Annotated in this window: 17 protein-coding genes and 3 rRNA genes; 10 read left to right on the forward strand and 10 right to left on the reverse strand. The window is 39.1% G+C overall.

The genetic code is table 11. The annotated features are described in order from the left end of the window. Window positions 1-587: 587 nt before the first annotated feature. On the forward strand, window positions 588-1,262 hold the full coding sequence (locus BR73_RS0104985) for a FadR/GntR family transcriptional regulator (RefSeq protein ID WP_033164630.1): 675 nt from the start codon (window positions 588-590) through the stop codon (window positions 1,260-1,262). Between the two features lie 51 nt (window positions 1,263-1,313). Then, entirely contained in the window at window positions 1,314-2,270 is a 957-nt protein-coding gene (locus BR73_RS0104990; protein ID WP_033164631.1) for an NAD(P)-dependent oxidoreductase, read from the forward strand. Between the two features lie 215 nt (window positions 2,271-2,485). Here the strand turns inward: BR73_RS0104990 and BR73_RS0104995 are convergent, their stop codons facing one another. The 3 genes from BR73_RS0104995 to BR73_RS0105005 all read right to left on the reverse strand — a co-directional run bounded on the left by BR73_RS0104995 (window position 2,486) and on the right by BR73_RS0105005 (window position 6,850). After that, on the reverse strand, window positions 2,486-4,675 hold the full coding sequence (locus BR73_RS0104995) for a methyl-accepting chemotaxis protein (protein WP_033164632.1): 2,190 nt from the start codon (window positions 4,673-4,675) through the stop codon (window positions 2,486-2,488). 229 nt (window positions 4,676-4,904) lie between these two features. Next, window positions 4,905-5,792 (reverse strand): metallophosphoesterase, encoded by an 888-nt coding sequence (locus BR73_RS0105000; RefSeq protein ID WP_242860715.1) that lies wholly within the window; start codon window positions 5,790-5,792, stop codon window positions 4,905-4,907. Between the two features lie 35 nt (window positions 5,793-5,827). Further along, a complete protein-coding gene (locus tag BR73_RS0105005) occupies window positions 5,828-6,850 on the reverse strand; it encodes a DUF4474 domain-containing protein (protein WP_051684977.1) in 1,023 nt (340 codons plus the stop codon). Window positions 6,851-7,176: 326 nt separating this feature from the next. Between BR73_RS0105005 and BR73_RS0105010 the strand changes: the two genes are divergently transcribed. Both BR73_RS0105010 and BR73_RS0105015 read left to right on the forward strand, forming a co-directional pair. After that, window positions 7,177-8,508: an FAD-dependent oxidoreductase gene (locus tag BR73_RS0105010; protein WP_033164634.1), complete on the forward strand. Its 1,332-nt coding sequence runs from the start codon at window positions 7,177-7,179 to the stop codon at window positions 8,506-8,508. Window positions 8,509-9,110: 602 nt separating this feature from the next. Then, the gene (locus tag BR73_RS0105015) at window positions 9,111-10,151 is read left to right on the forward strand and encodes a hypothetical protein (RefSeq protein WP_051684978.1); all 1,041 of its coding nucleotides are present in this window, start codon (window positions 9,111-9,113) and stop codon (window positions 10,149-10,151) included. An 87-nt stretch (window positions 10,152-10,238) separates the two neighbouring features. On the opposite strand, the gene BR73_RS28635 is transcribed toward BR73_RS0105015, so the two are convergent. Together BR73_RS28635 and BR73_RS0105020 are read right to left on the reverse strand one after the other, a co-directional pair. Further along, complete coding sequence (locus BR73_RS28635) at window positions 10,239-10,394, reverse strand: hypothetical protein (protein WP_156034604.1); 156 nt, start codon at window positions 10,392-10,394, stop codon at window positions 10,239-10,241. Between the two features lie 48 nt (window positions 10,395-10,442). Next, entirely contained in the window at window positions 10,443-11,582 is a 1,140-nt protein-coding gene (locus tag BR73_RS0105020) for a sodium ion-translocating decarboxylase subunit beta (RefSeq protein WP_033164635.1), read from the reverse strand. 408 nt (window positions 11,583-11,990) lie between these two features. On the opposite strand from BR73_RS0105020, the gene BR73_RS0105025 reads away from it, so the two are divergent. Beyond that, window positions 11,991-13,472, forward strand: a complete 1,482-nt coding sequence (locus BR73_RS0105025; RefSeq protein WP_033164636.1) for a methyltransferase — start codon at window positions 11,991-11,993, stop codon at window positions 13,470-13,472. Between the two features lie 17 nt (window positions 13,473-13,489). Further along, window positions 13,490-13,747, forward strand: a complete 258-nt coding sequence (locus BR73_RS0105030) for a hypothetical protein (protein WP_156034606.1) — start codon at window positions 13,490-13,492, stop codon at window positions 13,745-13,747. Window positions 13,748-14,336: 589 nt separating this feature from the next. On the opposite strand, the gene BR73_RS0105035 is transcribed toward BR73_RS0105030, so the two are convergent. Both BR73_RS0105035 and BR73_RS0105040 read right to left on the reverse strand, forming a co-directional pair. After that, window positions 14,337-15,878: a M56 family metallopeptidase gene (locus tag BR73_RS0105035; protein ID WP_051684979.1), complete on the reverse strand. Its 1,542-nt coding sequence runs from the start codon at window positions 15,876-15,878 to the stop codon at window positions 14,337-14,339. Between the two features lie 16 nt (window positions 15,879-15,894). After that, window positions 15,895-16,272, reverse strand: a complete 378-nt coding sequence (locus BR73_RS0105040; RefSeq protein WP_033164638.1) for a BlaI/MecI/CopY family transcriptional regulator — start codon at window positions 16,270-16,272, stop codon at window positions 15,895-15,897. 987 nt (window positions 16,273-17,259) lie between these two features. Here BR73_RS0105040 and BR73_RS0105045 point away from each other — a divergent pair. From BR73_RS0105045 to BR73_RS0105060, 3 genes are all read left to right on the forward strand, one after another. Continuing rightward, a 16S ribosomal RNA gene (locus BR73_RS0105045) occupies window positions 17,260-18,811 on the forward strand. Between the two features lie 125 nt (window positions 18,812-18,936). Continuing rightward, window positions 18,937-19,054 (forward strand): 5S ribosomal RNA (gene rrf, locus BR73_RS0105050). Window positions 19,055-19,396: 342 nt separating this feature from the next. Beyond that, window positions 19,397-22,306 (forward strand): 23S ribosomal RNA (locus BR73_RS0105060). Together the 16S, 23S and 5S rRNA genes form the textbook arrangement of a ribosomal RNA operon. 916 nt (window positions 22,307-23,222) lie before the next feature. On the opposite strand, the gene BR73_RS28640 is transcribed toward BR73_RS0105060, so the two are convergent. From BR73_RS28640 to BR73_RS0105075, 3 genes are all read right to left on the reverse strand, one after another. After that, complete coding sequence (locus BR73_RS28640) at window positions 23,223-23,360, reverse strand: hypothetical protein (protein ID WP_156034608.1); 138 nt, start codon at window positions 23,358-23,360, stop codon at window positions 23,223-23,225. Window positions 23,361-23,593: 233 nt separating this feature from the next. After that, entirely contained in the window at window positions 23,594-24,523 is a 930-nt protein-coding gene (locus BR73_RS0105070; RefSeq protein ID WP_033164640.1) for a hypothetical protein, read from the reverse strand. 203 nt (window positions 24,524-24,726) lie between these two features. Continuing rightward, a complete protein-coding gene (locus tag BR73_RS0105075; protein ID WP_033164641.1) occupies window positions 24,727-25,188 on the reverse strand; it encodes a hypothetical protein in 462 nt (153 codons plus the stop codon). Window positions 25,189-25,241: 53 nt separating this feature from the next. Between BR73_RS0105075 and BR73_RS0105080 the strand changes: the two genes are divergently transcribed. Then, entirely contained in the window at window positions 25,242-26,297 is a 1,056-nt protein-coding gene (locus tag BR73_RS0105080) for a protein kinase (protein WP_033164642.1), read from the forward strand. Window positions 26,298-26,738 lie beyond the last annotated feature (441 nt).

The raw sequence follows: 26,738 nt of genomic DNA on the forward strand, positions 1-26,738 counted from the left end.
CATGAATTAAGACCATGGATCAAGAACATGAATAAAGACCATTAATCAAGACCATGAATCAAGATATGAATTAAGAGCATGAACCAAGAACATGAATCAAGACCATGGAGCAAGAACATGAATAAAGACCGTTAATCAAGACCATGAATCAAGATATGAATTAAGAGCATGAACCAAGAACATGAATCAAGACCATGGAGCAAGAACATGAATTAAGAGCATGAATCAAGACCATGAATCAAGATATGAATTAAGAGCGTGAACCAAGAACATGAATCAAGAACATGAATTAAGAGCATGAACCAAGAGCATGAACCAAGAGCATGAACCAAGAGCATGAATCAAGAGCATGAATTAAGACCATGAATTAAGACAATATTTTAAGAGAGACATTTAGGAATGTGGTTAGAAAATGTGGTTTTAAATATGATTCTAAGAAAATAAACTTATTGGACATTTTTTATGTATAATCGTAAGTATATCAATATCTAATTCATAAAGGAATAATAAAATCTGTTATATAGGATATGAATATAGTACTTAAGTGATAGAGAAGTACTTTGGGGAATTATCGGAAGGAGAAGGTGATGTTTGAAGCGATAAAAAACACAAAAGTTTTTGATCAGGTTATTGGGCAGATTAAAGAACTTATAAGACAAGGTGATTTAAAGCCTGGGGATAAGCTGCCTTCTGAGAGAGAGATGTGTGAACAGCTAAGAGTCAGCAGGACTTCCATAAGAGAGGCCTTGCGTGCCCTTGAGATGCTGGGTATTATTGAAGCCAGGCAGGGGGGAGGCAATTATATCAAAGAGCAGTTTGAGGACAGCTTCTTTGAGCCTCTGTCCCTGACCTTTCTCCTTCATGGCAGTAATATCGATGAGGTGATTAAATTTCGGCAGATGATAGAGCCTCAGGCAGCCGGGGAGGCTGCGCTCAGAAGAAGCGAGGAACAACTGGAGGAAATGAAGAGATTACTTTGTGAGCTGAATACTTCGGAGAATGAAAGCGTGAGTGCAGCCATTGATAAACAATTGCATTATAAGATAATAGAAGCATCGGGAAACAAACTGGTATCCTACACCATGTATGCCGTCTCAGCTTTGGTAGAAGAGTATATTATTAATACCCGCAGCAGTATGTTTAAGAATCCTGAGAATAAAAGACTTCTTTATAAGCAGCATGAGAGTATCATCCATGCAATTGAGCAGCAGGATAGCACAGCAGCTATAAGGGCAATGTCGGAACATCTGTTAAGCACATAAGTTTGAGACTATACGAAATAAGATGATTAAGGGAAAGGAAAGATTGATAATATGAAAAAGGCAGTATTCCTAAATTATGCAAAAGTAGACTATGACAATAAATTAGATTGTAACAAATTAAATAAAGCGGCAGAAATCACATTATTTGAAAAATCAGCACCGGAGGAAATCTGTAAAAAGGCAGAGGGAAGCCATATTTTAATTACAAAAGAGCTGCCCATGGGAAAGGAGATTATCGAAAACCTTCCTTCAACCGTAGAGCTGATATGTGAGGCTGGTACCGGCTATAACAATATAGATATAGAAGCAGCAACGAAGAAAAACATTACAGTATGTAATATTCCTGCTTATAGTTCCAGAGCTGTCGCACAGCTAACCTTTACCTTTATTCTATCCTTAAGTTCTTCGCTGACCGCACAGCAGAACCTGCTGACAGAGAAGAGGTATGATAATTTTACGAAGTATATGGCGCTGAATCACAGTGAAGTGGCCGGTAAAACCCTGGGGGTAATCGGAGCCGGAAAGATTGCGGGGGAAGTAATTAAGACAGCTGTTTTCTTTGGAATGAAAGTCTTGGTGTACAGCAGAACACCAAAAGTCTTTCAGGAGGAAAATGTGAGCTTTGTATCCCTGACGGAACTGCTCACAAAAAGTGATTTTGTAACAATTCACTGTCCCTTAAATGAGGATACCAGATATTTGATAGATCAGGAGAAGCTTGCACTTATGAAACCTTCAGCTTATCTTATCAATACTTCCAGAGGAGCGATTATCAAAGAAAAGGACCTTGTGGAGGCACTTAAGAACAGAGTAATTGCTGGTGCGGCGCTGGATGTACTGGAACAGGAGCCGGGAACTCCGGATAATCCGCTTTTTCAGCTGTCTAATTGTATCCTGACACCTCATATAGGCTGGAAGTGTATCGAGACCAGACAGCGGCTAATTGATATGCTTGCTGATAATATACAGGCCTTCCTGGAAGGAAAGCCTATCAATAAGGTTAATTAAATAAGCTGGAGAAGGGTAAAATATTGGAACTGAATATTTTTTACCCTTCTCTATTTAGGTTAACGGGCTTCTTCTTTTCTTAGTTACCGGATACTGCACCTTATTCCTAGTCCTTCATAGGCATTAATATCAGATACTGAATTTGCGTAGTTTACGGAATGCAGAACAACACAAGTGGGGGGATTGAGAACGGTCATGAGTTTACTAGACAGACCTTAGTATAATTTAAAGGATTTAACCACAGTATCGAGTTCAGTAGCATTGCGTCGATTACTCTCAACCATTTTTCTTGTGTCGGAGGTCAGTGAGACAATATCAGTATCTCTTGCTGCTACATCGCTGACACCGGCAGAGGAATCCTCAACCATGTTATTGATCTCACCTATAGAAGTGCTGATATTCTTAAGTTCGTCTTTTAACAGATCAATTCCTCCGTGTATAGATTCCAGAGCTTCATTGATATCTTTGGCATTATGACTGTATTCCTTGCTAGTCTCCAGGAAATCCGTATAGTCAGTAAGAACATAATCCTCCAGGAAGGAAAGGGAGCGGTTAAGGCTCTCTGTCAGTGCTTTTACTGCCTGATTAACCTCTGCGGTTATGGCATTTATACTGTTAACAGTACCGGCAGACTGATCTGCCAGTGAGCCTATCTCACCGGCCACAACGGAAAAACCTCTGCCGGCTTCTCCCGCTCTGGCGGCCTCAATAGAAGCATTTAATGCAAGCAGGGTAGTCTGATCTGCTATTTCTTTTATAACATTGGTTAAGGTATTAATCTTATTTACTGCCTCTGCCTGCTTGATAGCAAGGGAGGTATCTGACTTTACTTTTTCATAGATTTCTCTGGTTCTTGCGACCGCCTCTTCTGTTGCGGCCTTCAGATTCGTGGCACGGTCAATTAAATGAGAAGATTTTGCGATTCCATCGTTTGCTTTTGTATAAATGGACTGGGAGTGATGCTCAATGTTAGTGATGTTATTGCATATAAGTGTTGTGGTTGCAGCGGTTTCCTCCATACTGGCTGAAAGTTCCTGGGCTGTGGCACTGTTATCGGAGGCATAATCATTTACGGATATGGTTATCCTGTTAAGTCCGTCTGCCGTAGTCAGCATATTATCGGAAGCTTGTCCAATCTTTTCTATCATTCCTCTCAGGCTGATTCTCATACTTTCAATAGCTCTTCCCATTTCACCGGTTTCATCTTTGTTTTGAAGAATTGATTGAAAGGCAGAGCCATCAGTAAAATCAAGTCCTGCGGTTTTGTTGATGTAACCTGTAAGTTTCTTTATAGGTCCTGAAATACTTCCGGCAAACAGGTAGGTTAACAGGCTGAGTATTATTGTGAGTATCAGAGTAATACCCAATGAAGTAACGGTTGCTTTTTGCAAGGGAGCCATGATCTCTGCTTCCTCCACGGCAAGAACGAGAATCCAACGGCTGTTTTGCAGAATACTATAGGAAGCAAAGGTGCTCTTGCCATCATATGTATAAGTGAGTGTACCTGTCTCAGAGATATTACCGGACTGGATGTCCTTTGTCAGTGAAGAGATTGAATCCACATTCAGATTGGTACCGACTACTTCTTCGTCAGGATAATAAACAGCGTTTCCATCCGTATCTAAGAGGTAGGCATATGCCGTATCCATGCCGGATAAAGTAATATCAGATAACAGCTTACTGAATTCTGTAACCTCAACAGTAACTGTGATATAACCGATTATTTCTGCATCCGACTGGCTGGTATCACCATTGCCATTCTGTGTATTGCCAGCCATAGGTGTTTCAGTTTTTATCTCTGCTGAGGGAACTGCCCCAGCTTCTCCCTCATGCTGCATACCTTCCGGTCCCTGGCTGAATTCCATGTTCCGAAAAGGAATGATAAAGGTAACACGAGGGGTACTTTCGGTATCAGAAACAAAAACATTGCTCTGAGAGCTTGTACCACTGGCAAGGGTATTTTGAAAATAGGTTTCGTCAGAAATGCTTGTGCCTGTTAAGGAATCATCCGTACTATATAAAATAATACCTCCTGTATTTATTAGACTTATATCAGTACGGTATGTATCCATGTTCATAAACATATTAACATAGTTTTCAATGCTTTCTGTATCAGTGGTGCCGGAGGATTGCAGCAGGGATTTGATCTCCTGGGACTGCATAAGAAATTGAGCGGAATTACTGATGGAGATTACGGACTCGCTGATATTCTTATTGTAAGAGTCTGCCAGATTCTTCATTGTAAGCCTGGTATTATCTGTAATCGTACTTTTGGATACCCTGTTAATAGCTGTAAAATTCACTGCAGATGCAATAATGATAAAGAAAGCACACAGCAGGGAGATCTTTAATTTAATTGAGAGAGTACGGTATCTTTTTTCTCTGGATTTGTTATTATCTTTCATTCAACCACCTGTTACGCCAGGGCATAGTTTGCCAATCTGCCCTTTTTGTCCCTTTCTGTCTGAAAATATATAATTGTGGAAAAAGAATACCAGATGATTATGTAACAAATGTGTATAAGGTGTGAAAAATGAGTGAATCGTAATATAAAAAGAATCACCCATATAGACAACTGCTGAAATGAATATTCCTACATAGACAGGATATTCATTTCAGCCAGGAACCCTTTTATCAGGGTGAAAAGAAATTTTTTAACGGAACAGGACCTTCAAGTGGAGTACGTTCAACATACAGAGTACGATCCGGTCTTGTTTTCACAGACCACTTAACCAGGGTAATTGATTGATTTTCAATTTCAATAGAGGTAATACATCTGGGATGAACACAGCTGCCATCATTGAAATATAAGGGTTCGCCTACAGCCGGGAAGGCAGGTCTGTGAGTATGACCTGCAATCAGCATTTTATTGTGTTTTTTTGTCCAATTAATAAGATGATTCTCAACCTTTTCCTTCTTATTAAAGTTTTTTGAGGCACTGGTCGGATCTTTTACTCCAATAAGTTCAAAGGGTCTCCATAGATAACGTACCAGGAATCTGGCAAGGCGCCATAAGGTGTCATTAAAGTAATCCGCCTGATGTCCGTGTACCAGTAAAATTTTGTGGTTTGTATTGGCTATTCGAAGAACGAGAGCTTCCCTTATACGGATATCCGGCAGCAAAGCAACCTGCTTCTTTAAGCTTTCATCATAAAAAGAGCTAAAGTGTTCTTTGGCAAAGGACGGGTTTCTTTTTACAATATCGTGATTACCATAAAGCATATAAAAACGCTTACTTTCATAGAATTTGGACATTAGCCAGAAAGCATAACTGTGAGTAGAAATGATGTCCTCTTCCGATCTGTTTTCCCAAAGCTCATCTCCATCCCCTAATTCAATATAAATGAAATTCTTATCATAATAATAGGACAGAGCAGCGAAATACAGATTCTGGTTATTAAACAGGTTATCGCCCCAGTTACCGATTCCTCTGTGGCAGTCGCTGATAAGCACAATCTTGGTATTTTTCTTTAGTACCAGTTCTTCTGCATTTATATAAGCATTTGTCAGCTTCTTATCCACAGACAATTATAACACCTCCCATCCCAGCCGTTTTCTTACTGTTTATGCTCTTTTGCACTAAGGGCAGCAGCTTTGCTTTCTGTATTAGACTGCTGCAGGCGTTTATAATCCTTAAAGATATCAGGAGTATTTCTGATATTGAGTATCTTATTATACATTTTAGGCGCTTCATTTTTTACCAATATGAATTTATCCAGAGGATCTCCAATAAGTTTAGTTGCTTCATTATATGCATAACAATTCCGTTTATTGTTGGTTTGCATAATGAAATCCATAACTGCATTTCTTGTAAGCGGCTGTTTGGAGCGGGGTTTATCAAATACGAAACCTACGGTATTATTCGTATAAGCTATTTCATTTCTTTTATACCCGGTCTTTACTAGGGCTTCGATAAAGATATCCCTCATTTCCTCGTTCTTCAGTGTTATCTGGGCATGCATAACCAGATCTTCCGGTTCAGAAAATTCACCGAGACGGAAACCGGTAAGCCACCAATGAAGATCGCTGCGGTAAAAAAGTACTTTATCCTTCTTTATAAGGGTAAAAGCCAAAGGCATCCGCTCTTCATCGGAAGCACATTCATAGAAGGTTCCGTAAAAAAGGCCGGGAATATCTATAAAAGGTACAGTGGTATTATAGATACCGATTTCACAGCCTGTAGTCATACCATACTGACCTTTCCAGAATTCGATCATCCACTTCTTACCATCATAATCAAAATATATTGGCTCGCAGTCTATAATCATGCTAAAGGCAGCGCAGCCTTCATCATAAAGTCTGCAGTAACCGCATTCACGCTGCCAGCAATTCATCAGGGAATAGAACATATTCTGAGGACGGTAATATGCAAATCCAAAAGGGGCCAGTTCCTTGTTGAGATCAATAAGTTTATTGGCCTGGGCATCAGCAAGGATAAGGGCCAGATCAGTTTCTTTTTCGAAGCTGGTAGCACTGACCTGAGGCAGGGATAAGGATTCTTTTATTTCGTTCTTTAAAGTTTTTTTCTTTATAAATAATCTGCTGAAAGATGGATAATACTTTCTATCAAGTTTCTTCATAAAAGGACTCCTTCCGATTAAATTTAAGTTGAATTTAGCAAGCTAGTTCCAGATATTAAGAGTCAAGATTTTTTTAAACACTTAAAATTCAACTTATATAGTAAAAATATGCATAATATAGAGTATATGCTATATTATCATATTCATAAGGAGGGCAGGGTGTTAATTAAATATTTTGTGATAATAATAACAATTATTAGTTGCAAAATTACCAAAGTTGGATTACAATGAGGCTGTAAGAAAGATTAACATCTCTGCGGCAAAAGGAACAAGGAAAGTGCCGTATTTTAAAATTAGATAAATAATCATCCTAAGGAGGTAACATTATGAGTAAGATAGTAGTAGTAGGAGCAAATCATGCCGGAACAGCAGCGTTAAATACTATACTTGATAATTTTAAAGGAAATGAAGTTACAGCTTTTGATTCCAATTCCAATATAAGTTTTTTAGGCTGTGGTATGGCTTTATGGATTGGAAAACAAATCAGCGGGCCAGAAGGATTGTTCTATTCCAATAAAGAGAAGTTGGAGAATAAGGGTGCAAGAATCTTCATGGAGACACCTGTTGAGTCCATTGATTATGATAACCGAATCGTTCATGCGAAAGGTAAAGACGGCACAGAGTATCATGAAAACTATGATAAACTTATCCTGGCTACCGGTTCAGTACCTATTGTACCTAATATTGAAGGCATTCATTTGAAGAATGTGCAGCTGGTCAAACTGTATCAGAATGCAGAAGAGGTGATCGAGAAATTAAAAGAGGAATCTGTTAAAGATGTTGTGGTTGTTGGTGCCGGATATATCGGTGTAGAACTTGCAGAAGCATTCCTTCGCTGTGGCAAAGAAGTTACCTTGGTTGATTGTGCAGAAACTTGCCTGTCCGGATATTATGATAAAGATTTCACAGATATTATGAGAGAGAACCTTAAAAAACATGGTGTTAAGGTCGCTTTTGAGGAAACTGTACAAAGAATGGAAGGTAAGGATAAAGTCGAAAAGGTAATAACTGATAAGTCCGAATATAAAGCAGATATGGTTATTATGGCAATAGGCTTTAAGCCAAATACAGCACTTGGAAACTCTCAGCTTAAGCTGTTCAAAAATGGTGCTTTTCTGGTAGATAAACACCAGGAAACCAGTGTTAAAGGAGTTTATGCAGTAGGCGACTGTGCAACCGTTTATGATAATTCCATACAAGAGGTTAATTACATTGCCCTTGCCTCTAATGCTGTTAGATCTGGTATAGTTGCGGGAAATAACAGCTGCGGAAAAGAATTGGAATCCGGAGGAGTTCAAGGTTCTAATGGTATCAGCATCTGGGGTGTTAATATGCTTTCAACAGGTCTTACGCTGGCGAAAGCTGAAAAGCTTGGAATAAATGCAGCAGCTGTTGACTATGAAGATTACCAGAAGCCGGGATTTATGGAGGAGAACAATCATAAGGTTAAGATAAAGATTGTCTATGATAAGGAAACCAGAGTAGTATTGGGAGCGCAGATGACTTCCGAGTATGATATATCCATGGGACTTCATATGTTTTCCCTGGCTATTCAAGAAAAGGTGACCATTGATAAATTAAAACTTGTTGATTTATTCTTCCTGCCACATTTCAACCAGCCGTACAGCTATATAGCTTTAGCTGCACAGCAGGCATAGATAAGTTTTATTCATAGATCGGTGCGTAATTTTAGATAAATGTACATTTTTAGATAAATGCACAACTTAAGATAAACGCACAATTTTAGATAAACGTACAATTTTAGATAAACGCACACTTTAGATAAACGCATATTTTTAGATAAATGCACAACTTTAGATAAACGTATAATTTTAGATAAACGCACAATTTTAAATAAGTACACTTTTAGATTAACACGAAATTATAATACTAATAATGTGATGGGATAGATAACAGTATAATAAATAATTAAATAATTGATCTTTTTTTAGTACACCCTAAATAATAGAGTATCAGGTTAGTTGAAACTTTCCTCACCACTTGTAAAGAAGCCCGAATAGTTAGCTTTTTATAGTGTTAAAGGTTATGATTTTAGTCTGCCTTATAGATAGCTTTTATTTAGGGGTACTTTTTTTGCATTTGCTAGTATCAGTACAAATCATACATGTATTTTCAGAAAGTAATAATTATTAGAGGACAGAACTGTACAAAAGCAACTGAAATAATCCGCCAGGTGTCTTAATATACCTGCCTCATCATATGTTTTAGAAAGGCAGGTATATATGGGAGGATTAGGACAATGAAAAATACATTAGCAGGCAGAAGCAGGCAGGTAGTTATTCTGTTAGGTTTTTTGCTGGTGCTGTTATTGGTATCCTATTTTGGTATTAGTATGTATTTAGAGAAAAAGAGTGCCAATACAATGGTGATGGGAGGGAAATACTATGAGATGCTACATATAGAGAATAAAGCAGAGTTAACGGCGGATTCTCGTGCAGAAAGCTTAGCTGAGGAGAAGGAACCGGATTTGGAAACTTATTTCAGACCTTCCAGCCTTCCAGTATTAAATACCCGTTATGACTGGAACTTCATTGATGATTATTATGACAAAAAGCCATCTGAAATAAAACTGCCTTCAGAACTTTTTAAGACGCCCGAGGATACAATAATTAATTACTTCAGTATTTTACGGGAAGCTGCCAATATTGAAAAAGGCAAATCAGCAGGCTGCGGAACACTTGGGAATGCAGGTATTCCCTATCCAATAGCCTACAACTTTCTTGACGATATCTATAAAGATCGATTGAGTTATAAGCAGTACCGAAAGACCTTTGAAAATATCCTGCATATCAATCTTATAAAATACCACAGCGTGCCAGTTTATGATAACAAAGAGAATATACATCGCTATTTTGTAGAGCTGGAGACTATTGAAGGAAATGAAAAGAATCAGGGAAGTTTTGCGTATTATTACGGGTTTGTAGATCTTAAGGAAGAAATGAATGAATTCAAAATATCAAACATTGAATTCCATGGAGAAAACTATTTATGTGCGCCTTATCATGGTTGGGCATATGATGCTGAAATGTCTGTTAAGGTACGGTACGGAGAATGGTGTGAGCTGATAGAAAAATTATATCCTGTAAAGCAGGAGGGTTATATTAAAAACATAGCCTTTAAGGGAAATGACGGATCAGACTATCTGCTGGTATATTATCAATTAACAAATGGTACGGATATAGAGATTGCCCAGTACCGAAAGGCAGGCCAAGGAGAGTGGGAGCAGATCAGGATTAACCCTGAGGACTGCGTAAAGAAGGAGAATGAAGCCGTTCAATAAGCCATAAAGGCTGTATCAAACCAGGATTATACGGTAGATACAGCCTTTATGTTTTATATTAATAATACGATTGATTTCATAAAAGAATTACTGTCTATCCTTCTTCTTGTCCAGAAAGTTTTTCTCAAACCATTGAAAAAGCATGACAAGCAAAGTAATTATTATTATAACAACAAATATACTAAACATACCTTTCCACATAATATCAAGTGATATCAAAAGATCTTCAATACTAAAATTCATGACTGACTCCTTTCATCCTAAGGCAGTGGGTTCATTTACAGCAGCGGACTATTTTAAGATAGTAGTTAACAGGTTTAAGATAATACCGCCGGCTAATACGGAAGCAATCTGACCGGATACGTTTGCGCCGATAGCATGCATCAGAAGATGGTTGGTAGGGTCTTCCTTAATAGCCATTTTCTGAACTACACGGGCTGACATAGGGAATGCGGAAATACCTGCAGCACCGATCATAGGATTAATCTTATTCTTACGGAACAGATTGACGAACTTAGCAAACATAACACCGCCGATTGTATCAAATACGAAAGCGATAAGACCAAGACCAAGGATTAAAAGCGTCTGCCAGGTTACGAAAGCTTCCGCTCTCATACTAAAGGAGATGGTGATACCCAATAGCAGAGTAACCAGATTTGCTAATATGTTCTGAGCGGCATCGGATAAAGTGGTAAGCACACCGCACTCTCTTAATAAATTACCAAACATTAAGAAACCAACCAAAGATACGGAAGTAGGAGCAACAAAACCTGCAATAATTGTTACTGCAATGGGGAATACTATTTTAATCCTTTTTGATACAGATACGGGATTATAAGGCATTCTGATAAGGCGTTCTTTTTTTGTCGTAACAGCTTTAATGGCAACCGGCTGAACCAGAGGCACCATAGCCATATACGAGTAGGCCGCGACTGCAATAGGACCGATATACTTGGATTCCAGTATCTGTGATACAAGAATGGCAGTAGGGCCGTCGGCAGCACCGATAATACCGATGGAAGCTGCATCACGAAGGTCAAAGCCTAAGAGTATAGCAACTGTTAAAGTTAAAAAGATACCAAACTGTGCAGCAGCACCGAATAATAACATGATAGGATTGGATAACAGAGGGCCGAAATCAATCATGGCACCGATACCGATAAACAGCAGTAAAGGCAGTGCTTCTGATGCTTCTATACCTGTTTCGAACAGCCACTGTATAATACCGTGGGTGTTACCAATACCTGGGAGCACCTGGTCGATAACACCTGATAACGGAAGGTTAACCAGGATAGCACCAAATCCCATAGGAAGAAGTAAGCTGGGCTCATAGCCTTTAGCAATAGCAAGATAGATTAGCAAAATTCCTACAGCATACATGACTAATTGTGGAACAGTTACGGAAGTAATACCCGATAGTAAAAAATCCATTGTGAATCTCCCTTCGTACTTGTAAAGCTTTTGATGTTAGTGAATAATTACTAATTTTTAATGGGTGTGTTAGTCTCTGACATAAAAAAAGCCTGTACCCTAAAATAGGATACAGGTCTTGTCTTTTCAAATTAAACCAGAACATTAACTAACGTTCGGCTGTTGGTTTAACTGCATGTCCGAAATACGGTTTATACTATAACATGCTGACTACTCCCCTATATCTGATTACCTTTAACAGTAGCATAAATATAAGGGGAAGTCAATAAAAAACCACATTTTTCAACAGGTAAGAAAGAAGAAAAACCACTGCATTTTTGGAATTCGGCTGACATTTTAAGTTGACTTTGATATAATAGAAATAACTGAGTCTGCATAGGACCGGACCAGTAAACATAAGGAGCAGCTATGATACGTGATACTTTCGATAAAATAAGGGAAAAAGCAGATATCAGAGAGAATCTGATAAAATTAAAGGCTGAATTAAAAGAAACCCATAGTAAGACTGCTCTGTTGTATTATATTGGGGCAGATTATCAGATACTACTTAATTTGCTAAAGGAAGAAGATCCCAAAATCAGAAAAAATACCGCATTAATTTTAGGAGAACTGAACATACCGGAAACTCTTAACGATTTATATGAAGCCTATGAAAATGAGGAGCAGCTATTTGTCAGAAGTGCTTACCTTACAGCTTTAAAGAACTTTGACTATACCGCCTACGTAGATAACCTGGAGAGAAGATATGATATTTTAAGCAGTACAGAAATAACCGAAGGGAACAAGAAACATGTGGAGGAAGAACTACGACATCTTTCAGCACTGATTCGTAAGGTAAAAGGAGCCAAAAAACATGAATTTACCGGCTACAAAGTACCCTCCTCTCTTATTCTGCTTACCAACAGAAATTATATAGGAGCTACCTTAAAGCAGCTTCAGGGAATCAACGCAAGAGAATTTAATGCAGGTGTCATGGTGGAATGCGACGACTTGGAGAAAGTGCTTTCTGTCAGAACCTATACTGAAATCCTGTTTATATTAAAAGACATAAAATCCGTGGACAGAGATGTGGTAACAGGTGCAAAAGCATTGGCAGAGAGCAGTCTGATGGAATTTCTGATGCAAAGACACCAGGGAAATCCACCTTTTTATTTCCGGATAGAACTAAAAGCTAAAATGGAGCTTGATAAGCGTAGCAGTTTTACCAAGAAATTTGCTTCAGAATTAGAGCGGAATACTGGAAGAAAACTTATTAACAGTACGTCTGATTACGAATGGGAATTAAGGCTTATTGAGAATAAAGAGGGAAGATTTAACGTCCTTATAAAGCTGTGTACCTTAAAGGATGACAGATTCGGTTATCGCAAGAATGTAATCGCTGCCAGCATAAATCCTGCTATGGCAGCACTTATAGCAGCACTTGCCAAAGATTATATGAAAGAAGACGGCCAGGTGCTAGATCCTTTCTGTGGTGTGGGTACAATGCTTATAGAAAGAAACCAAGAAGTTAAAGCTGGGACAATGTATGGATTGGATGTATTCGGGCAGGCAATTGAGAGGGCTAAAGAGAATACAGCCTTAAGCGGAGACACTATCTATTTTATTAACCGGAATTTCTTTGATTTTAAACATGAGTATCTCTTTGATGAGATTATTACCAATATGCCCAGAGCCCAGGGACATAAAGATGAAAATGAAATCTGTGAATTGTACCGTAGATTCTTTGTAAAGGCCGGGGAGCATCTTAATGAGGACGGAGTGATTATAATGTATTCCCATAACAAGGATTATGTACACAAGTTCTATAACCGCAAGAATTTCAGAATAGTCAAAGAGTTTGAGATTTCCAAAAGAGAAGGTGCTTATCTGTTTATATTACAAACAGTTTAAGATGATGATATGACCATATGGTCTGGAAGAGATGGTATTTTGAGTATACGTATAGTTTGGGGATGCAAGGGCAGTTCTTTACAGGGGGGAAGTTCTTAACAAAGGGACAGTTCTTTGCAAAGGGAAGGTTCTTAACAAAGGAACAGTTCTTTGCAAAGGGAAGGTTCTTAACAAAGGGACAGTTCTTAACAAAGAGACAGTTCTTAACAAGGGGACGGCAAAATGTACAAGTCAGAAAGACTCATGCTTTAATTCCAAGGCATAAGAAGTCCTAATTCACTGAAGAGTTTGTGCTTGACATATTATCAAACAGATAACTCGCTACGCTCAAACAATCTGTTTGATAATATAGCACAAACTCTTCAGTGAAAAGGACTTCTAATGCCTCTCCATAGACGCATTCGTTCTTTCTGACTTGTACATTTTACCTGTGCTCTTAATGAAATAAGAGTTTTGATGACAAAGGCTACTTACTATTATAAGCTTAGGGATTAAGTGATAAGGTAAAAGGCTAAATATATAGTTGTGTCTGTCTTTCCTATAAATTTGAATGATGCTGGGCTAAAGGTCATTTTTATTAATAGCAGCCGAGTTTAAACTGAGCAAAAAAAGTATTTCAAAGCCTTTATTAAGCATGTTGATGTTATTTTTGTATGTTAACATTGTATTCTTGGCTGATATCTTTTACCCCCAAATTTGATTGTATTAGTATAGATGGAATATCCAGATTTATCGTTATATAAAATGGCTTCTGATTCTGTTATGTTGAATCAGAAGCCATAAAAATTGACAGCTACATAAAAATTGACAGCACATAAATATTAGCATCTATTAATAGTAGTTGTTGTTTAATAACTTCATATGTTAGAAATCTTCACTCAGTAGATATACAGCAAAGGTTGCTTCTGTCTTAGTGTCATAGTTTACTGAAATAAAACCATTATCGTATTTGAAATGCATATCACCATTATTGTCACTGACAGGTTCGCCGAACGCTACCTTGAAGCTGTCTATCTTATCGCCGATTTTGGCTCCATTAAAATCTATATCTGCTCTATCGGTAAAGATCTGGCTAACAGCTGTGTATTCTGAATTAAACCAGATTCTGATTCCATTTTCCTTAAATTCTAATCCTCCTTCATCTATCTTAGAAGGTTCTTCCTTAAGAGTTTCTATTAATGTTTCTTTTGTTGATCCCAATAGGTCGAAATATTTCTGAAAGCTTACTGTATTAATAACAGTAATACTCTCGTCTTCTGGGTCAGTGTCATTGTTCTGTGTTTCAGTAGGAGCCTCTGGTGTGGTTGTATCGGAGGAAGCAGAATTCTTTGTACCGGTATTAAGTTCTTTGTCAGGGGAATTGGCAGAACCGGTCAGACTGGCGCAACCCGTTAGCAGAGTTAAGCATAATAAGGTTATTACTGCCCATTTTGCAGATGTTTTTTTATATTGTGTAATCATAATTATTCTCCTCTTATTCTGTTTGCTGGCAAAACCTGCAGTTCCTGGAACCAGGTGCAGTTCATTTATTCTTTTCATAATATTAAGGATTGTAAGTCCGTATTTCTTATAATCCTCTTCTGACAAAACACGAAGGACGGAGGCATCACAGGATATTTCGCAATCCTGTTTCATTTTGTACATGGAATACCATATAACCGGATTAAACCAATAGATACCTTGTATAATCATACCAATCAGATTAAGGGATAAATCATTTCTCTTTATATGAGCTATCTCATGCAGAAGGATAAAACTAAGCTCCTCCTGAGTTAAGGTTTGAAGCAGTCTTTCAGGCAGCAGAATCCGAGGGTGAAAAATACCCCACACCATAGGTGATTGTATGTGTTTACTGTAAACAATAGAAACTTTGTTTCTTATATGAAGTTTTGTTTTGCAGTAAGCTAGCGTATGAATGATTTCTGTTTGGGTACAGGACTTATATTTCTTTAACTTTAGTAAGAAAATAGTATTTACTAAAATTATATAACCCCAAATCACCAGTACGCCAGCAAGCCATAGATAAGCGAAACTCTCCATACTGAAGGAAATATGACCTATAATATTGGTATGCTGGTTATTGTCTCCACTACTTACAGGGGAAACAGGGGAAATAACGCCATTCTCTGTGGAGGTACTGTATACAGGAGAGACTGTTTCGGTGTTGGTAAGAGTCTGCCCGGTGACAGCCATATCCTTTTCAGGTTGATATGGAAATAAACTTACAGGACTCTCAAAAGTAAACGGCAGCACAAGCCTTATTATTAATAGTAGCCAGATATAATATTGCAGCCTTGCGCTGAGCCGGTCCTTCAATATACCTTTTAATAGAAGGATACCTAGAGCAGGAATAGTTCCCATAAGGGAAAGCAAAAATATACGTTCAAATAAGATTACGATATCCATTTTATCACCTGCCTCCTTATTTCAGTTTCTCGTCCAGAAGTTTTTTTAATTCTTCCATTTCTTCAGCGGTCATTTTCTCGTCATGAATAAAATTAGCAACTAAATTATAGATAGAATCTTCATAGATCTTACGGACAAAAGAACCGGTTTCTTCTTGTATGCATTCATCCTTGGTCACAAGAGGATAGAATTTATGCTGACCGGACTCTTTATCAACACCCAATGCTTCCTTTTTAACCAGGCGGGCAATCAGTGTATGGATAGTTTTGGGACTCCAGCTGGCTTCTTTGCTTACAGCCTCAATTATTTTAGTAGTCGTAAGAGGTGAGCTTTTCCATAGTACCTTCATAATCAGCCATTCTGCATCAGATATTTTGCAGTTACTGTCTTTCAATATATTACCTCCTTCCTACATATGTAGTCTGTTTGATGTTTATAGATTACACTTGTAGGAAGTTGTTGTCAAGTAGAAATGTTAAAATTTTCATTAAGAATGTAAGTGAATAATAAAAAGAAGACAACCTTTTATTTAAAGGGGAGAAATATAGGAGGTGGTATTTGCTTCATTTAGAAGCTTTTATGAGTATTAATAACAAACATATAGTAACATATATAACGAATATTTATTAACAAATGTAATAACAATCGTTTAATAACCAAACACCCAATATTTCAATATCATAGGTGATTAAATTATTTTATAAAACTGTTGACATTTCTGTGGGAGGGTGGTATCCTATACACCTGCGTTAGAAAAAAACGCTGAGTAATCAGAAAAAAACATTAATTATTTGCTGTTGACACACAATAAGAAATGTGCTAATATGATTAAGCTCTCTTGAAGAGCAAACACAGTGGATAAATCATACGAACTAAATATGAACTAAATTAGTAATTGTGATTAAGCACTAACTAATTTGTCTACAATATAAAAAGTTTAAAAACATTTCTGGAAATTGTCAATTATATATAAACAATTCGTGAAAAAGAATGATAAAAAAACTTTAAAATAAATGTTGACAAACAATAAGTACTATGATATAGTAATAAAGCACTGATGAGCTGCTGACATAAAGAAACTGAGTAAGCAAGAATAGCTGCTGAAAATTAACTGATTAGCCGCTTGAAAGAGCAAATTGAACATTGATAACTGAACAGTATAACAACCCTGAAATTTTCTTATAAATTTCATTCAGGATTTAAGGCTTCGGTCTTAATGATTGAAAAAGAACAGTACCAGAAATGGTACAACCTTAAAACAGTAAAAAGTAGTACAACTTATGTTGAACTACCGGAAATTAACGATTGTTTGAATTGGATTTGCGAAGCAAATCCTAAGATTCTTAAACAGCCAATGTTAATTCTGAAAATGATTAAACTTTAATTTGAGAGTTTGATCCTGGCTCAGGATGAACGCTGGCGGCGTGCTTAACACATGCAAGTCGAACGGAGTTTATAAGCGGAAGTCTTCGGATGGAAGCTTATGAACTTAGTGGCGGACGGGTGAGTAACGCGTGGGTAACCTGCCTTACACAGGGGGATAACAGCCGGAAACGGCTGCTAATACCGCATAAGCGCACAGTGCTGCATGGTACCGTGTGAAAAGATTTTATCGGTGTAAGATGGACCCGCGTCTGATTAGCTAGTTGGTGGGGTAACGGCCTACCAAGGCAACGATCAGTAGCCGGCTTGAGAGAGTGAACGGCCACATTGGGACTGAGACACGGCCCAAACTCCTACGGGAGGCAGCAGTGGGGAATATTGCACAATGGGGGAAACCCTGATGCAGCGACGCCGCGTGAGTGAAGAAGTATTTCGGTATGTAAAGCTCTATCAGCAGGGACGAAGTGGAGTTCGTGAGAACTCCTTTGACGGTACCTGACTAAGAAGCCCCGGCTAACTACGTGCCAGCAGCCGCGGTAATACGTAGGGGGCAAGCGTTATCCGGATTTACTGGGTGTAAAGGGAGCGTAGACGGTGATGTAAGTCAGATGTGAAAGCCCGGGGCTCAACCCCGGGACTGCATTTGAAACTATGTTGCTAGAGTGCAGGAGAGGTAAGTGGAATTCCTAGTGTAGCGGTGAAATGCGTAGATATTAGGAGGAACACCAGTGGCGAAGGCGGCTTACTGGACTGTAACTGACGTTGAGGCTCGAAAGCGTGGGGAGCAAACAGGATTAGATACCCTGGTAGTCCACGCCGTAAACGATGAATACTAGGTGTTGGGGGTCAAAAGACCTTCGGTGCCGTCGCAAACGCATTAAGTATTCCACCTGGGGAGTACGTTCGCAAGAATGAAACTCAAAGGAATTGACGGGGACCCGCACAAGCGGTGGAGCATGTGGTTTAATTCGAAGCAACGCGAAGAACCTTACCAGGTCTTGACATCCCTCTGACTGGATCTTAACCGGTCCTTTCCTTCGGGACAGAGGAGACAGGTGGTGCATGGTTGTCGTCAGCTCGTGTCGTGAGATGTTGGGTTAAGTCCCGCAACGAGCGCAACCCTTATCCTTAGTAGCCAGCAGTTCGGCTGGGCACTCTAGGGAGACTGCCAGGGATAACCTGGAGGAAGGCGGGGATGACGTCAAATCATCATGCCCCTTATGATCTGGGCTACACACGTGCTACAATGGTGACTACAAAGGGAAGCAGCCTCGTGAGAGTGAGCAAATCCCAAAAAGGTCATCTCAGTTCGGATTGTAGTCTGCAACTCGACTACATGAAGCTGGAATCGCTAGTAATCGCGAATCAGAATGTCGCGGTGAATACGTTCCCGGGTCTTGTACACACCGCCCGTCACACCATGGGAGTTGGAAATGCCCGAAGTCTGTGACCCAACCGTAAGGAGGGAGCAGCCGAAGGCAGGTTCAATAACTGGGGTGAAGTCGTAACAAGGTAGCCGTATCGGAAGGTGCGGCTGGATCACCTCCTTTCTAAGGAAGTAAGTAGGGGTTGTTTTACTGTTGAGTTATCAAAGTGGTATTGAATGATACTACATAATATGGAGCAATGATGTTAGTTGGCATTGCAGCATATTAAAATTGAATAACAAAAGATTTCCGGTGGCGATGCGCTTATGGGACACACCCGTTCCCATCCCGAACACGATGGTTAAGACGTAAGCGGCCGATGGTACTATACTGGAGACGGTATGGGAGAGCAGGTGGCTGCCGGATTATTAAAAAAATAACTACTCTGTAGTTATTTCATATAAGAAAAAGGGTTATAGCTTAATTGGAAGAGCAGCTGGTAACAGCAGGCATGAGTTCAATTCTCATTAAACCGCTGTTTCTTAGACTTTATTTACAGGCAATCAACAACAGTCTTGTATGCGAAGAGTAGTAAGAAACAAAGCAAACAATTGTACCTTGAAAACTACACATTTGATTTGAAGACATCTAATAAATATGCGTTTGTTTTTTTGTCACGCTAGACGGAAAAATGATGCAGACAGAAGAAGCAAAGGAGATTGTATCAAGTTTGTGGAACTGAAGACACAACAGTCGAAAGACTGCGAAGGTCAAGCTAATAAGAGCGCAGGGTGGATGCCTTGGCACTAAGAGCCGATGAAAGACGTGATAAGCTGCGATAAGCTGCGGTGAGGAGCAAATATCCTTTGACCCGCAGATTTCTGAATGGGGAAACCTGACGGAGCAAACCTCCGTTACTATTAAGTGAATACATAGCTTAATAGAGGGAACCCGGGGAACTGAAACATCTAAGTACCCGGAGGAAGAGAAAGAAAACTCGATTTCCAGAGTAGTGGCGAGCGAAATGGAAAGAGCCTAAACCAGGGGATTTATCCTCTGGGGTTATGGACCGCAACAAGTGAGATGAAAGGTAGCAGAATGGTTTTGGGAAAGCCAGCCAAAGAGAGTGAAAGCCTCGTATGCGAAACCGGAAGTCAGCGAGCGGGATCCGAAGTACCACGAGACACGAGAAACCTTGTGGGAAGTTGGGGGGACCACCCCCCAAGGCTAAATACTACTTAGTGACCGATAGTGCATAGTACTGTGAAGGAAAGGTGAAAAGAACCCCGGGAGGGGAGTGAAAGAGAACCTGAAACCCTGTGTTTACAAGCTGTGGAACACCTATTTACAGGTGAACCGCGTACTTTTTGTAGAACGGTCCGGCGAGTTACGTTTACTGGCAAGGTTAAGAGTTTAAGACTCGGAGCCGAAGGGAAACCAAGTCTGAATAGGGCGAATATCAGTCAGTAAAAGTAGACCCGAAACCGGGTGATCTACCCATGTCCAGGTTGAAGCTGCCGTAAAAGGCGGTGGAGGACCGAACACACATCCGTTGAAAAGGGTGGTGATGAGGTGTGGGTAGGGGAGAAATTCCAATCGAACCCGGAGATAGCTGGTTCTCCTCGAAATAGCTTTAGGGCTAGCCTTGATTTAGTCTGATGGAGGTAGAGCACTGAATATCCTAGGGGGCGTCAAAGCTTACCGAAGATTATCAAACTCCGAATGCCATACAGATGATGATCAGGAGTCAGACTACACGAGATAAGTTGGGTAGTCAAAAGGGAAAAAGCCCAGACCACCAGCTAAGGTCCCAAAGTGCGTGTTAAGTGGAAAAGGATGTGGGATTTCGAAAACAACTAGGATGTTGGCTTAGAAGCAGCCACACATTAAAAGAGTGCGTAATAGCTCACTAGTCGAGAGGTCCTGCGCCGAAAATGTCCGGGGCTAAAACACGACACCGAAGCTGTGGATAGTAGTAATCTAACGATAACTACTGTGGTAGAGGAGCATTCTTAATACCGACGAAGCGGTACCGTAAGGAGCCGTGGAGGGATAAGAAGAGAGAATGCCGGAATGAGTAGCGAGATGAAAGTGAGAATCTTTCAGGCCGAATATCTAAGGTTTCCAGAGTAAAGCTGATCTGCTCTGGGTAAGTCGGGACCTAAGGCGAGGTCGAAAGACGTAGTCGATGGACAACAGGTTGAAATTCCTGTACCTTATAAAAACAGAACTGTGGGGACGCAGAGACAAAGTCAGGGCCGGGTGAGGAATACCCGGTACAAGCGAGGTACCAGTGGAGCAGGAAAAACCGTTCCATAATGGGAAGACGTGATGTGGACCGAAATATAAGTAGGGAAGCTGATGGAGGCACTGCCAAGAAAAGCCGCTATTGTTTTTTATAAGCCCGTACCGTAAACCGACACAGGTGGATGAGGAGAGAATCCTAAGGCCGACGGGAGAAGCATTGTTAAGGAACTCGGCAAAATGACCCCGTAACTTCGGGAGAAGGGGTGCCTGTAGAAATACAGGCCGCAGAGAATTGGCCCAAGCAACTGTTTAGCAAAAACACAGGTCTATGCAAAACCGTAAGGTGAAGTATATGGGCTGACGCCTGCCCGGTGCTGGAAGGTTAAGGGGAGATGTTAGGGGTAACCCGAAGCGTTGAACTTAAGCCCCAGTAAACGGCGGCCGTAACTATAACGGTCCTAAGGTAGCGAAATTCCTTGTCGGGTAAGTTCCGACCCGCACGAAAGGCGTAATGATTTGGGCACTGTCTCGACAATGCACCCGGTGAAATTGAAATACCAGTGAAGATGCTGGTTACCTGCGCCAGGACGGAAAGACCCCATGGAGCTTTACTCTAGCTTGATACTGGGATTCGGTATTGCATGCACAGGATAGGTGGGAGGCTAAGAAGCGGTGACTCCGGTTGCCGCAGAGCCGTTGTTGGGATACCACCCTTGCAGTACTGGGTTTCTAACATGTGCCCGTGATCCGGGCAGTGGACAATGTCAGGTGGGGAGTTTGACTGGGGCGGTCGCCTCCGAAAGGGTATCGGAGGCGCTCAAAGGTCCTCTCAGGATGGACGGAAACCATCCGAAGAGTGCAAAGGCATAAGAGGGCTTGACTGCGACACCGACGGGTGGAGCAGGTACGAAAGTAGGACTTAGTGATCCGGTGGTATAAAGTGGGATTGCCATCGCTCAACGGATAAAAGCTACCCTGGGGATAACAGGCTTATCACTCCCAAGAGTTCACATCGACGGAGTGGTTTGGCACCTCGATGTCGGCTCATCGCATCCTGGGGCTGTATTAGGTCCCAAGGGTTGGGCTGTTCGCCCATTAAAGCGGTACGCGAGCTGGGTTCAGAACGTCGTGAGACAGTTCGGTCCCTATCCGGCGCGGGCGTAGGATATTTGAAAGGAGCTGACCTTAGTACGAGAGGACCGGGTTGGACTGACCTCTGGTGTATCGGTTGCACTGCCAAGTGCATGGCCGAGTAGCCAAGTCGGGACGGGATAAACGCTGAAGGCATCTAAGCGTGAAGCCCCCCTTAAGATAAGATATCCCATGCGAATGCAGTAAGACCCCTGAAAGACGATCAGGTGGATAGGTTAGAGGTGGAAGTGCAGTAATGCATGCAGCTGACTAATACTAATAGGTCGAGGGCTTGACCTAAGATTAGATGAAATCAAAAAAGTGTGTAGTTTTGAAGATACAAATCGAATGAAGGACTGTGAAGGTCTTATAAATAGAAGAGAAACCTGTGAAACAGCTTAGTAAGTTGAATTCACAGGTTTCTTTGTATTCTATTAAATGATAATATCTCATACCGGAAAATTAGCTAGTATTGGCTTTTGATCTGCTAATTTTATAGGTTCTCTAACATTATAACGTAAGCGCACCATAAGTTCTCACCAAAATTAGTTAATCTGATAAAAATGTTCATTTAACAAGAAGTATTGCTTTGAGCAGTAAAAAACTATTTCTTCCATATAGTATCCTTTTAGCTCTAACTTTATTTTATTTACGCTTCCTTCGGCTAATCCATTATTACATTTATAATAAATGCCATTTTTATGGCAGGTAAATCTTTTCAATCCACTTATATAGTTATCCAGCTCATCCACTTGCAAAGTAGAAGCTACTTCTATCCATGAATCCAGTTCACTATTTTTTTGTGAGCATACTATTCTGTGAAAATCTTTTAGAAGAGTGCATAGTTTACCCAATATAGGATATTTTTAAAGCTGCTAGTACTGATCCGGTGTTAGACCTTTTATTTGCTGGATATGTTTTCGTTCCATGACATTCTCTTGTAAGTCTGGGATTTCGTCTTCTGGAATTGATAAATATCTGCTAATGGTAGTAGTGGCTGAATGTAAAAGGAAGTCAATATCGTTTACAGTACACAAACTTTTTCGTTACAAGAGATTTATCCACAATGGTTGGCATTTTTTAAAGCAGGTCAAAGATGCTGCTTTTACTCGTTTTAGTACTGTTTGCGTTTCATTAATGTTGCTGCGCTAGCATTGTATTTATAAGTAACATACTTAAGCTTACCTATAAATTACTTTTTCAAAAGAGCGACTTATTAATAAAGAGCTATGTTAGCGATCAATAGGCTCTTTATCTTCTTAGGTGAATAACTATTTCGTTTGTTATCAACAATCAGCTGTCCCTTTTCATTTTTAGGATATCTCATGGAAACGTCCATTTCAGCTTCCAGCATCTATCTCCATCATGTCTTTCTGTCTCCTAGTAATTTGTAAACATAACCTACTACCATATAATCCATCATTTGAAGAGATTTTCAGAATATCCATATAAAAACCACCTTCCAAGTGAGAGTATTCATATCTAACTCTCATCAGGAAAGTGGTTTATATTGCTGTGACACAAAATTATTGAACTACCTGCTTAGATTTTATATTAATTTTTCGTTTATCTCAAATCTCCTGCAGTTTATTTTGTAGAAAATGTGATAGGATCTGAATCTGCAATTGTTTCAAAAGTATCTACATCAAAAATATTGAATTGTAATTCTACCTCATCAATACTCTCGATTCCATTCTCCTCTAACTCATTGGACATAATGGTAATGTCATTAATCGATTTCTTCCCATCGTATACATTGCAAGAGAAGTAGGGAGTCATCATAAAGCCATTGATTGACATATTTGTGCATTGTATTCCTACATTAGTTCCTGAAGTATTCTCCATGTAAAGCAAAATAGCGGTTCCCCAAAAACTATTCTCATCAACTGTCTTACCTACAATTCTTATTCCGCCCTCGTTATAAAGTTCCGTACCGGCATCATTTGAGGTGGTGTCCATATCTGCATATTTTGATGTTTGAATGGTCACAACATCTGTTGTTAAGATATCTTCATATGAAGCACTGTCATATACATGAAAATATACTTCTACCTGTCCGACAGAATCAATACCGGCAGCCTCTAAAGAGGTGCTTGATAAGTACATTGTTTCGTTCGATTTTTTACCGGCTGCAACCTCTGCTACAAATATATCTGAAATCATATAATTATTTACGATTAATGCATTAGTACTTACAGTAACATTCGTATCAGAATTATTTTCAATGAGTAGCTTAATTCCATCACCCCATATCGCATCTGATGTATACTCAGCCGCTGTAATAACGATATCATCCTGGTTAACAAGAACCTGTTTCTCAATTGTAACAGCTGCACTACTTGATTCTTTGGCCTCTTCCGCAGCATCATTAGTTGTCTCGTCACCAGAGACTTCAGGTTTTTCAGAAGTAACAACATCCTTTGTTTCAACCGGATCAGAGGAGCCGCATCCCATGGCCATTGATGCAAATAACACCAGACATAATAAAATAGCAATCCATTTACTTTTCTTTTTCATATTTATTTCTCTCCTGTAAAAAGTATTTTTATAATAAGAACAGCAACTACCTCAGCTAGAAATTCAACTTAAGTATCCTACAAGTCAAATGTTCCTTTGGAAATAGGTGTAATCCGAAGGAATTCCATAGCGGTTGAGAAAATATAAGCTATAAGGAAAATCTTCAAGAAACTTGCTGTATTATTACCTAATTAATATTTGTTTTATTCTTGCAAACCACTTGTCCTTAATGGGTCAAAGCCATTTTGTTTCAGTAAGCTATTCACATCGATGATGCTTTTTGGCCGTTCGTTAAAAATAATCAGCAAAAGAGCGTCTCTTGGCAGCTTTGGATATAATGGTGGCATCTTATATTTCTTAAGAGCCTGCTGGGTTTCCTCAGAAGTAAACTCAGCTGCATAACATATTCTCAAAATGATATCCCGCTGTTTGGTATGCTTTTCTCCCGATAAAATTTTATATCCATATCTTTCTGGAATATCTGCTTTTAAAAATACAATTTGTTGTGTCAAACCCTTTGCTTTAATCAAGCTTTTAACATAGGTATTAAATGCATCTTTTTCATCCAGTAAGCTTTCCTTATTATTTTTGCAAAATAAATCAAAATTTCTAGAATGAGTACTTCCTAAGATAGTTTCTAATTCTTGTGTATTTTTTTCATTCATAATAGGCTCCAATCTGATATAATATACTTATCTATTGACGAAAGGATGAATTCATGGATTTCTCAAAACGCTTATCCTTATCATATTATAAAGTAATAGCAACCCTGAATGATGAACATCAAGTACATGTAGTTCAACATCAGGAAACAAAAAAAATATATATAAAGAAAAAAATGTACGTCTACAATACAAACATTTATTTGCAACTACAAGCAACACCTATAGAGGGAGTACCACAAATCATAGAACTATACGAAGATGATTCCTCCCTTACAGTAATTGAGGAGTATATTTCCGGAGATACCTTACAGGATAAAATTAATACATGTTCTTTCGTGAAGAGTGATATAAATTACTACATCAAAGAACTTTGTAAAATATTAAGCAAGCTGCATAACTTAAATCCGCCAATCATACATAGAGATATCAAGCCATCCAATATTATAATAGCACCTCATAACCGTGTTGTTCTTATAGATTTCAATGCAGCCAAATATTTTACTGACATAAGATTACCCGATACTGTCTTATTAGGGACCAAAGGCTATGCCGCTCCGGAACAGTATGGTTTTGGCTCTTCAACACAACAAACCGATATTTATGCTATTGGTGTGCTATTAAAGGAACTAACATCTTCATTAAAAATACAAACCCATGACTTTGATGATTTAATTGTAAAATGTATGCAGATTAATCCGTCTGACAGATTTAAGTCCGTTTCAGAGCTGCTGAAAAAGCTTCGGATCAAACCAGCGGGTAACTTTCTTCAAATTGAATCATGGAAATTGCTTATTCCACCAGGATTTCGTACCCGTACTCCTTGGCGCATGATGCTAGGAACTCTAGGATATTTATTGATTTTTTTTCTATGTTTAACAATTGAAATACCAAATATAGCAGGTATTGTTCTTTGGGTCGAAAGAATTTTTTGTCTGTTGATGTTATTATTTATCGTGTTTACCAGTACCAATTACTTAAATATTCAAAGCATAATACCTTTATGCAAGCATAAGAACCGTATCGTTCATTACTTCGGCATAATAATCCTGGATATAATGTTTATTACTATGCTAACGATTTTCATAATAATTATCGAATCCTTTTTGTAAGGGTAAAGTAATTATAACACAAAAAAATAAATAATTTTGCCACCATTAAGGTGGCAAAATTATTGCTTTTTAAAATTATCGCAAAATCACTAAAAGGAATCTTCTTAAAATATATAGCAGAACAAAAGTAAGCCGGGTTATATAAATGATATTTTTTTTGGTACATACTTTTTTTTGTTAATCTCAGAATTATTTAAAGAATTCATTTAATAGTAGAAACGGTCATCCAACTATCGCTGGAACGCTCATGATGAACTGTTTATGCTTAATTTAGAAGTGAATAAGGCAATACCAGTATCGGTTACTCTAATTGTTTTAAATCGTTATTGGAGTGACGTATATAGATGTTTTCAAAGAGTGTTGAAGCAGATCTTTAATTATATTAATAATTATTATGAAAACAGTTGACATTTCTGCTAAGGGGTGGTATCCTATATACCT

It is taken from the genome of Clostridium sp. KNHs205 (genome assembly GCF_000702945.1).
Classification (GTDB): domain Bacteria; phylum Bacillota; class Clostridia; order Lachnospirales; family Lachnospiraceae; genus Anaerocolumna.